The following is a 14,048-nucleotide window of genomic DNA, read 5'->3' as shown; positions in this document are numbered from 1 at the left end:
TGCCAACCAAGGTTGGCATCTACCAGACGCGGAGACGGGTAGGTGCGGACCGTTGGTCCGCACACCTCTCTTCTTTACAGCTGGATCTGCTGGAAGTTCTCGACCCGCTCGTGGCCGTTGGCGGCCTGGCCGATGCGCGGCATCGGGTAATCGTCCAGGCGATCGATCAGGCGGGTCTGCAGGCCGGCTTCGCGGGCGGCGTCCAATTCCTCCACCACATCCGACAGGAACAGGATCTCGCCGGCCGGCACGCCGATCGCCTGCACGATGCGGCGGTAGCTGTCGGCCTCGCGCTTGCCACCGATCTCGGTATCGAACCAGCCCGACACCAGCGGGCTGAGGTCACCGGCATCGCTGAAACCGAAGAACAGCTTCTGCGCCGGCACCGAGCCGGAGGAGTACACGTACAGCGGCAGGCCGGCAGCGTGCCAGCCCTTCAGCACCGGCGCCACTTCCGGGTAGAAGTGCGCGGTGTAGTCGCCGCGGCGGTAGCCTTCATCCCAGATCAGGCCCTGCAGCGCCTTCAGCGCGGTGTGCTTGCGGTCCTGGTCGATCCAGCCCTGCAGCGTCTCGGCCACCAGGCTGTCCTGGCAGGCGCCGCCGATCTCGGTAGCCACCGCGTCCAGCCAGCGGCGGACCTCTGGCTGCTGGCCATGTTCGGCGACGAACGCCGGCAAGGCCTTGCGGGCATAGGGGAACAGCACGTTCTTGACGAACGAGATGCTGCTGGTGGTGCCTTCGATGTCGGTCAGGATGACGCGGGGCTGCATGGATCAGGACGCCTGGGTAGGTACGTAACGGGGGAACTTCTGCGCGATGTCGGTGCCGGTGAAATGACCCACCCAGCCGTCCGGCTCGGTGAAGAAGCGGATCGCCACGAAGCTCGGTTCATCGCCCATGTCGAACCAGTGGGTGGTGCCATCGGGCACGGCGATCAGGTCGTCCTTCACGCACTCGATCTCGTAGACCTTGTCGCCCACGTGCAGGGTGAACAGGCCGGAGCCTGCGACGAAGAAGCGCACCTCGTCTTCCTTGTGGAAGTGTTCGTCGAGGAACTTCTTCCGCAGCTCGGCGCGGTTGGGGTTGTCCGGGGCGATCGAGGCCACGTCCACGCTCTTGAAGCCGCGCTCGGCGACCAGGCGGTCGATGTCCGCACGGTAGGCAGCGAACACTTCCTCCTGGCTGGCGCCCGGCGCGACTGGCGCGGTGGCCTGCCAGCGCTCGAAGGTGACGCCGATCTTCTGCAGTTCGGCAGCGATGACCGCGCCGTCCTGGGTGTCCAGCAGCGGCGATTCGGGGCGGGTGTCGTCGTAGATGCGCAGTCGGCTCATGGCGGCAGCTTGAACGTCTCGGGGGGAAGACAGGGTAGCAGGGCGGGGGCGGGGCGCAGATTCCGGATCGGCATCTGCACCTGCGCACGGGTTCAGCCGCGCAGCCTGCGCAGTTCCAGTTCGCAGTGGAACAGGAATTCGAAGGCTTCCAGGTGGCGCCGCGCCTCGGCCATGTCACGGCCCCAGGCGTACAGGCCGTGGCCGTCGATCAGGTAGCCCCACAGGTTCTGGCGGTCGAGCAGATCATCGACCTGCTTCGAAAGCACGTTCATGTCTTGGGTGTTGGCGAACACCGGTACGTCGATGGCCATCTCGTGGGTGCTGTTGCCGGCGAAGGCCTTCAGCAGTTCGTAGCCTTCCAGGTGCACATGACCCTGCGGCGCGTACAGGCGCGAGGCAATGGTCTGCACCGGCGAATGGGTGTGCAGTACGCAGCCGATTTCCGGGAAGCGGCGGTACAGCTGGGTGTGCAGCAGGGTTTCGGCGGAGGGGCGCAGCGGGCGGCCGACGGCCTTGCCATCGAAGTCCACCACCATGATGTCGTCCTCGATCAGGCGGCCCTTGTCCTTGCCCGAGACGGTGATCGCGGCGTGGCGGTCATCCAGGCGGTGGGAGAAGTTGCTGCTGGTGGCCGGGGTCCAGCCGGCCTGGGCCAGTTCGCGGACGTTGTCGATCAGCAGCTGGGCCAGTTCGCCCAGGCGGGCGGTGTCGTAGGGGAAGGTGGTGGTGTCCATGGACGGCATTTTACGTGATCCGGCCCGATGCTGGGCCCGCGCGGCGACCTCCTGCCTGTTGCGTGGGCAACGCGAAGCGGTGTGCTGGCAGGCGGCGCGCAGGGGTTGGATCGAGGCAAGCACAGCGCTGGCTGAATGGGGAGGGCAGCGCTCCCGCTGGAAGCGATTCCGGTCGTGGACAGCCCTCTTGCCGCGAAACATCATCGGATTGCCGCAGAAGTTCCGGCGAGCGCCAAGGAAAGGAGTACTTCGATGATCGCGCGCGCGATGGGGATGATGGGGGCGATTGGCATCATGCTTGCCAGCAGTGGCTGCACGATGGAATGGGTGAAGATGGATGCGGGTGCGCGGTCATTCGGCCCCGCCCATTCGAGTTGCAGGGCGCAGGCCGACGATCACTGGCCGGTCAGGAATGAAGTGGCCACGCGCACCGTCTACGAAGACCGCAAGGTGCCCTGCAGGCTTGATGAAGTCTGCGCCATTGACGGCAAGTACAACATGGTACCCATGCCGAAAGAGGAGAGTTACATCGTGGACGTCAACGCGTCCGACCGCAGCAGCGAGTTCAATGCCTGCATGGCCGGTGCCGGCTGGCAGCAGCAGCTCATCTGGTTCAATCGCCGCTAGGCGGGGCCGGCGCAGCGGACGACAGGGGCTCGACCGGTTGCTGCTCAACGGAGTCGAGGCAACAGGGGCCAGCGGAGAATGATCTGGCTCTGCGAACCGTTTAGGCGTTGAGGCTGGAGACGAGCAGGGGGCAGGACAAGAACACGTACGACGTGGACGGAAAGTACGAGCGCGTGCTGCGACCGGAAATCGAGAAGTGATGATGGAGATGGCTACGTGTATGCGAATGGCCGTTGCTGCGGGGCTTGCGCTGTTGACCGGCGGTTGTGCGACCGAATGGGCCCGCTTCAGTGATCATGCTGATCCGCTGGATGAGTCGCGGTGGCGCTGCAGGGCAGAGCGATGCTGATGCCAAAGACCGAGCGCTACACCGTGGACGTCAACGTCAACGGTAACCATGAGTACTTCATGGGTTGCATGGGCGGCGCAGGCTGGATACAGAAGACCATCTGGTTTGGCCGCAGATGATCATCGTCGGGCGCCTTGGTCGCTGGGAATGACCATCATCCACACATGGCGTGGATCTACCGGACGTGCCGGGAAAGTGTCAGGGGCGGGGAGGCATGGGTTCGCGGGGGTGTCCGCGGCATGGATGCCGCGGCCAAGCCTCCAGGGATGGATTCACGGCGTCCCCCGCTAACCCATGCCTCCCCGCGAAACCCTCAACCCAGCTGTTGCTCTGGAAGTTGCTCCGGCTCCGGCGGGTGCAGGGCCGCAGGCCCTGCAATCCCTTTATTTCGCGCGCAGGCGGCTGTGCCGGAACCCGTAGCAGAAATAGATCACGAAACCGACGAACGTCCACACCCCCATCAGCATCCAGTTGTGCATCGTCATCGCCGACAGCAGGGCAAGGCAGCTCAACACGCCCAGGCTGCAGATCAGCCACGCCATCGGCATGCGGAACGGGCGCGGCAGGTCCGGCTGGGTACGGCGCAGGATCAGCACGCCGGCGCAGACTGCGGCGAACGCGATCAGCGTGCCCATCGAGGTCAGCTCGCCGAGGATGTCCAGCGGGAACAGCGCCGCCAGCAGCGCGATGCCGATGCCGGTGATCACGGTGTTGATGTGCGGAGTGCGGTACTTCGGGTGGATCCTGGTGAACACCGGCGGCAGCAGGCCATCGCGGCCCATGATCATGAAGATGCGCGGCTGGCCGATGATCATCACCAGCACCACCGAGGACAGGCCGACCAGCGCGCCGACCTCGACCACCCAGCGCAGCCAGCCCAGCTGCGGATGCGCGGCCACGGCAGTCACCACCGGCTCGTCGGTGCCGAGCAGCTGGAACGGCACCAGGCCGGTCATCACCGCAGCCATCGCGATGTACAGCACGGTGCAGATCACCAGCGACAGCATCATGCCGAACGGCATGTCACGCTGCGGATTCTTCGATTCCTGCGCCGCCACCGACACCGCTTCGAAACCGATGTAGGCGAAGAACACCATCGCCGCGCCACGCAGCACGCCTTCCATGCCGTACTTGCCAGGCCCTTCGTTGGCGGGAATGAACGGCGTCCAGTTGCTGGTGTCCACGTACTTCCAGCCGACCACGATGACCAGCAGGATCAGGCCGGTCTTCAGCACGACCATTGCCATGTTCATCGCCGAGGACTTGCTGATGCCGACGTAGCACAGCCAGGTCAGCAGCAGTACCAGCGCAGCGGCCGGCAGGTTGGCGATCGCGCCGGTGGGGCGCAGCTGTGCATCGAGTGGGGCGCTGACCAGCGCCGCCGGTAGATGGATGTCGAACTGGCTGAGCAGGCTGAGGAAATAGCCGGTCCAGCTGACCGCGACCGCCGAGGCGGAGACGCCGTACTCGAGCACCAGCATCCAGCCGATGAACCAGGCCGAGAGCTCGCCGAAGGTGGCGTAGGTGTAGGTGTAGGCGCTGCCGGAGACCGGCACCATCGAGGCGAACTCGGCATAGGCCAGTGCGCAGAAGGCGCAGCAGATCGCGGCCAGCACGAAGGACAGCATGATGGCCGGGCCAGCGTGGTTGGCGGCGGCCTGGCCGGTGATGACGAAGATGCCGCCGCCGATCACCGCGCCGATACCGAGGGCGGTCAGGCCCCAGGGGCCGAGGTGGCGGCGCAGGCTCAGGCCGTTGGCGTCTTCATGGGCGGCATGCGGGTGCTTGGTGGCCCACAGTTGCTTGAACATGTGTGGTGGTCTTGTCGAAGCGCGCCACGGGCGGCGCGCGGGGAAAACGGACGGGCCGGCGCGAGGCCGGCCCGTAGGCGGATCAGGGCGACTTGGCCAGCTTGCTGTTGCGGATGCCGTAGCCCAGGTAGATCAGCAGGCCGAGCAGGGTCCAGCCAACGAACAGGTGCCAATGCACGACGAACGCCTGCCAGAACAGGAACAGGCAGGTGGCCGCGCCGAGCGGGCAGATGATCCACACCATCGGCACGCGGAACGGGCGGTGCAGGTCCGGCTTGGTATAGCGCAGCACCAGCACGCCGACGCAGACGGTGGCGAAGGCCAGCAGGGTGCCCATCGAGACGAGTTCGCCGAGCACGTTCAGCGGCACCAGGCCGGCCAGCGCGGCAGCGATCACGCCGACCACGATGGTGGCGACGTACGGGGTGCGGAAGCGGGCGTGGACCTTGCCGAAGAACTTCGGCAACAGGCCGTCGCGGGAGATGGTGTAAGCGATGCGGGTCTGGCCCATCATCATCACCAGCACCACCGAGGACAGGCCGGCGATGGCGCCGATTTCCACGAACGTCTTAAGCCAGGACAGGGTCGGGTAGGGCTCCAGCGCGGTGGCCACCGGCTTGTCGGTGCCCAGCAGGTGGTACGGCATCATGCCGGTCAGCACCGCACAGACGATGATGTAGACGATGGTGCACACCGCCAGCGAGCCGAGCAGGCCGATCGGCATGTTGCGCTGTGGGTCCTTGGTTTCACCGGCGGCGGTGGAGACCGCGTCGAAACCGATGTAGGCGAAGAACACGATGGTGGCCGCGCGGAAGATGCCGCTCCAGCCGAACTCACCCGGCACGCCGGTGTTTTCCGGGATGAACGGCTGCCAGTTGGCCGGGTCGATATGGGCCGCGCCGATGCCGATGAACAGGCAGATGACGGTGACCTTGATCGCCACGATGATCGCGTTGACGAAGGCCGACTGGGTCACGCCCACGTACAGCAGGCCGGACACCGCCGCCACGATCAGCACCGCCGGCAGGTTGAACAGCTTGCCGGAGGAGACGAACTCGCTGCCGGTCCAGGCGATGGGCGCGGCGCTGAGCAGGTCCGGGAACGGCATGTGCAAGGTGGTGGTGATGAAGCTGATCAGGTACGCCGACCAGCCCACCGCGACCGAGGCCGAGGCGAACAGGTACTCCAGCACCAGGCACCAGCCGATGAACCAGGCCATGCCTTCGCCCAGGGTGGCGTAGGAGTACGAGTAGGCACTGCCGGAGACCGGCATCATCGCCGCGAACTCGGCGTAGCACAGGCCCGCCAGGGCACAGGCGAAACCGGCCAGCACGAACGAAAGCATCACCGCCGGGCCGGCATGGTTGGCCGCGGCCTGGCCGGTCAGCACGAAGATACCAGCGCCGATCACCGCACCCACGCCAAGCAGGATGAGGTGTTTAGCCGTGAGGGTCCGTTTCAGCGTGGCTTCGCCGTCCAGGCTGCCTTCGATGGGTTCGCCGGCATCGACGTGCCCGGCCGGTTCAACCGGCTTGACCCTCAACAGAGCTTTCAGCATGCAGTACTTCCTAGTGATCGGATGGGGTGGGCCGCCGATACGTTGCCGGCAACCCTGGAATGGTGAAGGCCGCGCGAACGGCCCGCTGTACCTTAGCCAAAGCTGAAGCCAACGCACAAGCGCAATCGCAACAATGAACGGCGATAATGAGCAGTATTTTTCCAGACCGCCCCCATTCATGCGCCAGACCGCCGAAACCCTTGCCGTGCTTGACGATCGCTTGCGTGGCCTGCTGCGGGACTATGCCCGCCGTGAGCCTGCCCACGACGCACTGGCTGCCGAATTCGGCACATTGCTGGACGATCCGGAAGATCCGTTCCGCCGCGAGCGCCTGGCCGGCCACTTCACCGCCAGCTGCTGGCTGGTCAGTGCCGATGGCCAGCGCCTGCTGCTGACCCACCACCGCAAGCTGCAACGCTGGCTGCAGCTGGGCGGCCACGCCGACGGCGACCGTGACCTGGCCCAGGTGGCGCTGAAGGAGGCCGAAGAGGAGTCGGGCCTGAGCGGCCTGGTGCTGGAAGACCCGGCGATCTTCGATCTGGACAAGCACTGGATCCCGGAGCGCAAGGACGTGCCGGGGCACTGGCACTACGACGTGCGTTTCGTAATCCGCGCGCTGGGTGGCGAAGCCTTCGTGCTCAGCGAGGAGTCACTTGACCTGGCATGGCGGCCGGTGACCGAAGTCGTGTCCGATCCGGAATCGGACGAGTCCATGCAGCGCATGGCGCGACGCTGGCTGGCACGTTGAGGTAAAAAGGGGACGGAGGGGATTAAGTCGTTTATAGCGCATGTGCCGCAAACGACTTAATCCCCTCCGTCCCCTTTTTTCAATACAGGATGCGCGTCCGCAGCGTGCCCGGAATCGCGGCCAGTTCGTCGCGCACGGCGGCGGCCTGTGCCTCGCTGGCGGTGATGTCGATCACCACGTAGCCCACCTTCGGGTCGGTGCGCAGGAACTGGCCGTCGATGTTGACGTTGTGTCGCGAGAAGATCTCGTTGACCTTGGACAGCACGCCCGGCACGTTCTGGTGGATGTGCAGCAGGCGCAGGCTGTCTTCGTGTTCGGGCAGGGTCACTTCCGGGAAGTTGACCGCCGACAGGGTGCTGCCGTTGTCGCTGTAGCGCACCAGCTTGGCCGCCACCTCCACGCCGATGTTGTCCTGCGCCTCCAGCGTGCTGCCGCCCACGTGCGGGGTCAGGATCACATTGTCGTGGCGGGTCAGCGGCGATTCGAAGATATCGCCATTGCCCTTCGGCTCGACCGGGAACACGTCCAGCGCGGCGCCACCGACGTGGCCGCTGGCCAGCGCCGCGTCCAGCGCATCGATGTCGACCACGGTGCCGCGCGCGGCGTTGATCAGGTGCGCGCCCTTGCGCATCTTCGCCAGCTCGGTGCTGCCGATCATCCACTGCGTGGCCGGGGTCTCCGGCACATGCAGGGTGACGATGTCGGCGCGGGCCAGCAGGTCGTCCAGGCTGGCCGCAGCACGCGCATTGCCCAGCGCCAGCTTGGTTTCCACGTCGTGGAAGATCACCTGCATGCCCAGCGATTCGGCCAGCACGCCGACCTGGGTGCCGATGTGGCCATAGCCGATGATGCCCAGGGTCTTGCCACGCACCTCATGGCTGCCGCTGGCCGACTTCGACCAGCCGCCGCGATGGCACTCGGCATTCTTCTGCGGAATGCCACGGGTCAGCATGATCGCCTCGGCAATGACCAGCTCGGCCACGCTGCGGGTGTTGGAATAGGGCGCGTTGAACACCGGGATGCCGGCCAGCTCGGCCGCGTCCAGGTCGACCTGGTTGGTGCCGATGCAGAAGCAGCCCACCGCGATCAGGCGCTTGGCCTCGGCCAGCACCTCGGCGCTGAGCTGGGTGCGCGAGCGGATGCCGACGATGTGCGCCTCGGCGATGCGCGCCTTCAGTTCGTCCTCGGGCAGCGCCTTGGTGTGCGCCTCGATCTGGCTGTAGCCGGCGGCGCTGAACACCTCCACGGCGGTCTGGCTGACCCCCTCCAGCAACAGCACGCGGATATCCTGCTTGGGGAACGAGGTCTTCTTCGGCGACATGGGGCGACACGGCCAGTGGGACAGGGGCTGACCACTATGCCAGATCGAAGCGCCCATGGTGCAGTGCGCAATTGGTTGCATCCGTAGCTATCTGCAGCGCGGCGGGGCTGGACGCTGGCGCGTGCCGCTGGCACGCTTGCCCGTTCTTCACGCCCCGCGCTGGACCGTCATGACCGATTCCCGCATTGCCTCGCTGCAGCAGGCCTGTCCCGGCCTGAAGCTGAAGACCGACCCGGCCGACCTGGAGCACTACGGGCGCGACTGGACCCGGCGCTGGACGCCGGCGCCGCTGGCGATCGCACTGCCGGCCACGGTCGAGGAAGTGCAGGCGGTGATGCGCTGGAGTGCAGGCGAGGGCGTGGCCGTGGTGCCGTCCGGCGGCCGTACCGGCCTCTCCGGTGGCGCGGTGGCTGCCAACGGCGAGCTGGTGCTCAGCCTGGAACGGATGAACAAGGCGCTGGCCTACGACGCGGTCGATCGCACCCTGGTGGTGCAGGCCGGCATGCCGCTGGAAGCCGTGCACAACGCCGCGCTGGACCACGGCCTGATCTACCCGGTGGATTTCGCCGCGCGTGGTTCCTGCACGATCGGCGGCAACATCGCCACCAATGCCGGTGGCATCCGCGTGATCCGTTACGGCAACACCCGCGAGTGGATCGCCGGGCTGAAGGTGGTCACCGCCAGTGGCGAGTTGCTGGAGCTCAACAAGGGCCTGATCAAGAACTCCAGCGGCTATGACTTCCGCCAGCTGCTGATCGGTTCGGAAGGCACGCTGGGCGTGATCGTCGAAGCGACGGTGAAGCTGACCGATCCGCCGCCGGCCAGCAACGTGATGCTGCTGGCGCTGCCCAGCTTCGAAGTGCTGATGCAGGTATTCGCCGCGTTCCGCGCACGGCTGCAGCTGCAGGCCTTCGAATTCTTCACTGATCGCGCGCTGGAGCACGTGCTGGCGCATGGTGCGCAGGCACCGTTCGACGAGGTGCACCCGTATTACGTGGTCACCGAGTTCGCCGCCAACGACGAAGCGCAGGAAGCGGCGGCGATGGCGGCCTTCGAGGACTGCATGGGCAACGGCTGGGTCAGCGACGGCGTGATCAGTGCCAGCGATGCCCAGGCCGCCCAGTTGTGGCGCCTGCGCGAAGGCATCACCGAATCGCTGGCGCGCTACAAGCCCTACAAGAACGACGTCTCGGTGCGGATCTCGGCGATGCCGGCGTTCCTGGCCGAGACCCAGGCATTGATCGGGCAGGCCTACCCGCACTTCGATGTGGTGTGGTTCGGTCATATCGGTGACGGCAACCTGCACATCAACGTGCTCAAGCCCGATGACACCAGCGACGCCGATTTCGTGGCGCAGTGCGAGCATGTGACCAAGCTGCTGGCGCAGGTGCTGGCCCGGTTCGATGGCAGCATCTCGGCTGAACACGGCATCGGCCTGGTCAAGAAGGGCTACCTGGACAGCACCCGCGGCCCGGCCGAGATCGCCCTGATGAAGGCGGTCAAACGTGCGTTCGATCCCCAAGCGCGGCTGAATCCCGGCAAGCTGTTCGACGTTTGAGCCGGGCAAATCCTTCACGCACCCGTTACGCTCCACGCATCCTCACAACCGGCTTCGAACCGATGACCCGTCCGCTTCTGCTGCTCGCCCTGCTGTCCCTGCCGCTGGCCGGCTTCGCTTCCAGCTTCGCCGGCACCTCGGCCGGTTCCGCCACCGGTGCATCGTCGGGCTCTTCGGCCAGCAGCTCGGGCGACGACAAGGTGGTGCAGGCCGCACGCGACGATGCCGCCGCGTTCATCGCCAGCGACGGCCAGATCCGTGGCGCCCGCCTGCAGGCCGCGCTGGTCCACCTGCGTGAGCAGAGCGCTGCCGCGCAGCAGCAGAGCGACCTGGAACTGGCCCGCGCGCTGCTGGCGCGTTGATCCCGGGTAGTGCCGGCCGCTGGCTGGCAACGCCATGACATCTGCACGGAACGCAGCCAGGCATGGCCTGGCTCTACTGCTGGCCGTTCCGGCCGCACATGCCAGCAGCGACCTGCGCCTGGATCCGGAAGGGCTGAGCCCTGCACAGCAGCAGGTGGCGATGCAGACCCTGGCCGACGTGCAGTCCCTGCTGCCAGATGGCCTGCTGCGCTCACTGCCAGCACACGTGCAGGTGCGCTGGAGCGACCACCTGCCGGCCGATGTGCACGGTCGCGCTTTCGCCGGCCGCATCGACCTGCGTCGCGAGCTGCTGGATGATGCCGTGCCCGGCGCACGCCGTGCACGACGCAGCGCGCTGGTGCATGAACTGACCCATGTTGCAGACCGTAGCGGCGCGAACTGGTCGCGCAGTGCGCGCTGGCGCGACCTGGCCGGATGGCAGCGCAAGCCCTGGCATCTCGGCCGTGGTGGCAACGACTTCCGTGACCGTAGTCCGGATGCCTATGAACTGAAGGATCCGGCCGAGTACCTGGCAGTGAACGCCGAGCATTTCGTGCTCGACAGCGAGTTTGCCTGCCGGCGCCCGGCGCTGGCGCAGTGGTACCAGGCCCATTTCGGAACCCCGCCATCGCTGCCGCAGTCGCACTGCGCGGCCACGTTGCCATTGCTGCAGGCCGAATCGGAAGAGGGTGCGGCATCGCTGCTGCAGCTCGATCCTTCGCGCGTCTACGCCGTGGACTACCTGTTCGCCGAAGGCAGTGCGCAGCTGATGAGCCGCTGGGGGCACAGCATGCTGCGGCTGGTGATCTGCCGGCCGGGCCGTGCGCCGGGGCCGGACTGCCGCCTGGACCTGGAGCACCACCGCGTGCTGTCGTTCCGCGCATTCGTGGGTGATGTGCAGATTTCCAACTGGCGTGGCCTGACCGGCGGCTATCCCTCGCGGCTGTTCGTGCTGCCGCTGCAGCAGGTGGTGGACGAGTACACCAAGGTGGAACTGCGTGGGTTGCAGTCGCTGCCGTTGCAGTTGTCGCCCGGCGAGATCGCCGGCCTGCTCGAGCGCACTGCACAGGTGCACTGGAGCTACGACGGGCGCTATTACTTCGTCAGCAACAACTGCGCGGTGGAAACCGCAAAGCTGCTGCAGGCGGGCGTGCCGCGCCTGGGGGAGGCCGGGCTGGCCCAGCTGAGTCCGCGCGGGTTGAAGCGTCGGCTGTCCCGGCTGCATGTGCTGGACGAGCAGGTGCTGACGGACCGCAATGCAGCGCAGGCGCAGGGCTACTACTTTGCCTCGGCGCGCGATCACTATCAGCAGTTGTTCGCGGTGGCGAGCTCACAGCTGGGGCTGCCGGTGCGCGATGTGCGCGCCTGGCTGAAGCTGCCCGCACAGCAGCGTGCGCCCTGGCTGCTGCAGGGTGACCTGCGTGCCAGCGCCGGGCTGCTGCTGCTGGAACAGGCTGCGCAACGCCGCGCCGAACTGCGCGCGCGCGATGTGCTGAAACGGCGCCTGCTGGCGGCACCGGACAGTGCCGAGACGCGCGGCCTGCGCCAGCTGCTGGAGCAGGGTGGGCAATGGCTGCGCCCGGGTACGCTGCTGGTCGACGATGGCTACGGGTTGCCGCTTGCCGATGAGCAGGCGCTGTTGTCCGAGGTCGTGGCCACCGCCAGTGCGCAGGCGGTGCCGGCGTGGCAGGCGCTGCGCGTGCAGCTGCGCCAGCAGTTGCCGGCGGGCCAGCGCAACGAGATGGATGCGATCGATGCCAACCTCGCCGCGCTCGGCGCACGCCTGCGGGAACAGGCAGCCACGCCCGCTACTGGCGCGGAAGCTCGATGACGAAGCGGCTGCCGCCGGCGCTGCCGGGCGTGCAGTAGACGCGGCCGCCATGTGCATCGGCGATGGCCTTGACCACCGCCAGGCCCAGCCCGCTGCCGCCGCCCTGGCGGGAGCGCGAGCCGTCGGCGCGCATGAACGGAGTGAAGATGTCGGTGTGAAGTTCCGGGTCGATGCCCGGGCCTTCGTCCTCGATCGCCACCTGCACGTGTCCGGGCGTGTCGTGCACGGCAATCCGCACCTTGCCCGGGCTGGCGTAGCGGCGCGCATTCTCCAGCAGTGCCAGCAGGGCCTGGCGCAAGCGTGTCGGGTCACAGTGCGCGTTGTGTTCCTCGCGGCTGGTTTCCAGCTCCAGCACGAAGCCGGCGGCGCGGAACTGCGGGTCGACCAGGGTCATCACCGAATGCACTTCGGCCACCACGTCGGTGCGCGCGCGGCGTACGTCCAACCGCGCGTTGTCGGACAGGCTCAACACGCGCAGATCCTCGATCAGGCGTGAGAGGCCTTCGACCTGTGCCAGCAGGCTGCGGAACTGGGATTCGTCTGGCTGGAACACGCCCTCGGCCAGCCCCTGCAGGCGACCACGCAGGATCGTCACCGGAGTCCGCAGTTCATGGGCAATGGCCGCATGCCACATCGCGCGCTCGCTCTCCATGTGCTGCAGGCGGCGCGCCATCGCATTGAAATCCTCGACCAGGGTGGCCACTTCGCCGGGCGAGTTTTCCTGGGCGCTGGCGCGCGCACCGAGGTCGCCGCCGGCAAGCGCGCGCACGCTGTCGACCAGCGAATTCAAGGGCGACAGGATGCGGTGGGCAAGGCGGAACGAGGCGGCGATGGCCAGTGCCAGGCCGGTCAGGATCACCCCGACCATCCATGCCAGCTCCGGCCCGGTCGGCAGCCAGCTTTCCGGCTCTTCGGCACTGCCGGGGAAGAACTCGACCAGCACCGCGTACAGCAGCCACGATGACAGGATCATCATCACGATGACGCCGATCACCATCAGCGACATCGAGACGATGATGTGGCGACTGAGCCCGGAGCGGCGCAGGCGGGCCATCAGCGGTCGGCCATCAACCGGTAGCCGACACCGCGCACGCTGGCCGGAACATTGACCATGCCCACTTCATCCAGCTTGCGGCGCAGCTTGCTGACATGGCTGTCGACCGTGCGCTCCAGCGCCTCGCTTTCCGGCAGGCATTCGTGCATCAGTTCGCTGCGGCTGAAGATGCGGGTCGGCGCCAGCGCCATGCAGTGCAGCAGCTTGAACTCGGTGAGGGTGAGCAGCACTTCGTGGCTGTAGCCGTCGCCTTCCACATGCACGGCATGGGTGGCCGAGTCGATCAGCAACGGGCCCGCGCGCAGTGCGGTCGGTGCGTCCACGCGCGAGCCACGCAGCGTACGCCGCAGCACGGCGCGCGCGCGCGCTGCCACTTCGGCTGGATTGAACGGCTTGACCACGTAGTCGTCGGCGCCCATGCGCAGCGCAGTCAGCTTGTCCAGGTCCTGGTCCAGCGCGGTCAGCATGATCACCGGCGTTTCGCCGCGCTGGCGTAGCTGGGTCAGTACGCTCCAGCCATCCAGCCGCGGCAGTTGTACGTCGAGCAGGACCAGGTCGGGGCGGGCGCTGCGGTGCAGGTCCAGTGCACTGTGGCCATCGGCGGCACGCAGGGTGCGTAGTCCTTCGCGTTCCAGGTAGGCGGTAAGAATATCGGCGATCTCGGCCTCATCCTCGACGATCAGGACGAGGGCGGCGAGGGCAGGGGAGGCATGCATGCAGGGGCGGGGCCTTAAGGTGCTTGCCTCCATCGTATCTCCACAGTT

General features: G+C 66.8%; 14 protein-coding genes. 6 read left to right on the top strand and 8 right to left on the bottom strand.

Features of this window, described 5'->3' with window-relative positions; all coding sequences use genetic code 11:
* Positions 1 to 74: 74 nt before the first annotated feature.
* The 3 genes from mtnC to H4O10_RS07320 all read right to left on the bottom strand — a co-directional run bounded on the left by mtnC (position 75) and on the right by H4O10_RS07320 (position 2,065).
* Positions 75 to 770, bottom strand: coding sequence for an acireductone synthase (gene mtnC / locus H4O10_RS07330; RefSeq protein WP_033833463.1), 696 nt, complete (start codon positions 768 to 770; stop codon positions 75 to 77).
* 3 nt (positions 771 to 773) lie between these two features.
* Positions 774 to 1,331 carry an acireductone dioxygenase gene (locus tag H4O10_RS07325; RefSeq protein WP_005409451.1) on the bottom strand — a complete coding sequence of 186 codons (558 nt, stop codon included), beginning with the start codon at positions 1,329 to 1,331 and terminating at the stop codon, positions 774 to 776.
* Positions 1,332 to 1,423: 92 nt separating this feature from the next.
* On the bottom strand, positions 1,424 to 2,065 hold the full coding sequence (locus H4O10_RS07320; RefSeq protein WP_043035629.1) for a methylthioribulose 1-phosphate dehydratase: 642 nt from the start codon (positions 2,063 to 2,065) through the stop codon (positions 1,424 to 1,426).
* Positions 2,066 to 2,317: 252 nt separating this feature from the next.
* Between H4O10_RS07320 and H4O10_RS07315 the strand changes: the two genes are divergently transcribed.
* Together H4O10_RS07315 and H4O10_RS22255 are read left to right on the top strand one after the other, a co-directional pair.
* Entirely contained in the window at positions 2,318 to 2,692 is a 375-nt protein-coding gene (locus tag H4O10_RS07315) for a hypothetical protein (protein WP_032957971.1), read from the top strand.
* Between the two features lie 342 nt (positions 2,693 to 3,034).
* Positions 3,035 to 3,160 carry a hypothetical protein gene (locus H4O10_RS22255; RefSeq protein WP_254913578.1) on the top strand — a complete coding sequence of 42 codons (126 nt, stop codon included), beginning with the start codon at positions 3,035 to 3,037 and terminating at the stop codon, positions 3,158 to 3,160.
* 264 nt (positions 3,161 to 3,424) lie between these two features.
* Here H4O10_RS22255 and H4O10_RS07305 read toward each other — a convergent pair whose 3' ends face one another.
* Positions 3,425 to 4,852 carry an amino acid permease gene (locus H4O10_RS07305; protein WP_012480054.1) on the bottom strand — a complete coding sequence of 476 codons (1,428 nt, stop codon included), beginning with the start codon at positions 4,850 to 4,852 and terminating at the stop codon, positions 3,425 to 3,427.
* A gap of 82 nt (positions 4,853 to 4,934) precedes the next feature.
* A complete protein-coding gene (locus tag H4O10_RS07300) occupies positions 4,935 to 6,410 on the bottom strand; it encodes an amino acid permease (protein WP_005409456.1) in 1,476 nt (491 codons plus the stop codon).
* A gap of 133 nt (positions 6,411 to 6,543) precedes the next feature.
* Here H4O10_RS07300 and H4O10_RS07295 point away from each other — a divergent pair, with 133 nt between their 5' ends.
* Positions 6,544 to 7,158, top strand: a complete 615-nt coding sequence (locus H4O10_RS07295; protein ID WP_012480055.1) for an NUDIX hydrolase — start codon at positions 6,544 to 6,546, stop codon at positions 7,156 to 7,158.
* 79 nt (positions 7,159 to 7,237) lie between these two features.
* On the opposite strand, the gene serA is transcribed toward H4O10_RS07295, so the two are convergent.
* Positions 7,238 to 8,479 (bottom strand): phosphoglycerate dehydrogenase, encoded by a 1,242-nt coding sequence (gene serA / locus H4O10_RS07290; RefSeq protein WP_005409458.1) that lies wholly within the window; start codon positions 8,477 to 8,479, stop codon positions 7,238 to 7,240.
* Positions 8,480 to 8,648: 169 nt separating this feature from the next.
* Here serA and H4O10_RS07285 point away from each other — a divergent pair, with 169 nt between their 5' ends.
* From H4O10_RS07285 to H4O10_RS07275, 3 genes are all read left to right on the top strand, one after another.
* Complete coding sequence (locus H4O10_RS07285) at positions 8,649 to 10,037, top strand: FAD-binding oxidoreductase (protein ID WP_024958330.1); 1,389 nt, start codon at positions 8,649 to 8,651, stop codon at positions 10,035 to 10,037.
* Positions 10,038 to 10,099: 62 nt separating this feature from the next.
* Positions 10,100 to 10,399: a DUF2388 domain-containing protein gene (locus H4O10_RS07280; protein WP_005409460.1), complete on the top strand. Its 300-nt coding sequence runs from the start codon at positions 10,100 to 10,102 to the stop codon at positions 10,397 to 10,399.
* A gap of 34 nt (positions 10,400 to 10,433) precedes the next feature.
* Positions 10,434 to 12,230 carry a DUF4105 domain-containing protein gene (locus tag H4O10_RS07275; RefSeq protein ID WP_076738998.1) on the top strand — a complete coding sequence of 599 codons (1,797 nt, stop codon included), beginning with the start codon at positions 10,434 to 10,436 and terminating at the stop codon, positions 12,228 to 12,230.
* Here the strand turns inward: H4O10_RS07275 and H4O10_RS07270 are convergent.
* The gene (locus H4O10_RS07270; protein WP_005409462.1) at positions 12,208 to 13,284 is read right to left on the bottom strand and encodes an ATP-binding protein; all 1,077 of its coding nucleotides are present in this window, start codon (positions 13,282 to 13,284) and stop codon (positions 12,208 to 12,210) included. The two genes, H4O10_RS07275 and H4O10_RS07270, sit on opposite strands and share 23 nt — an antisense overlap.
* Positions 13,284 to 14,000, bottom strand: coding sequence for a response regulator (locus tag H4O10_RS07265; RefSeq protein WP_182680966.1), 717 nt, complete (start codon positions 13,998 to 14,000; stop codon positions 13,284 to 13,286). The genes H4O10_RS07270 and H4O10_RS07265 overlap by 1 nt, the downstream gene beginning before the upstream one ends.
* Between the last annotated feature and the right edge of the window lie 48 nt (positions 14,001 to 14,048).

It is taken from the genome of Stenotrophomonas sp. I18B00994, assembly GCF_014145825.1.
Lineage (GTDB): Bacteria > Pseudomonadota > Gammaproteobacteria > Xanthomonadales > Xanthomonadaceae > Stenotrophomonas > Stenotrophomonas maltophilia.
Note: the sequence above shows the minus strand (reverse complement) of the source record. Positions and strands in the feature narration are given on the sequence as shown.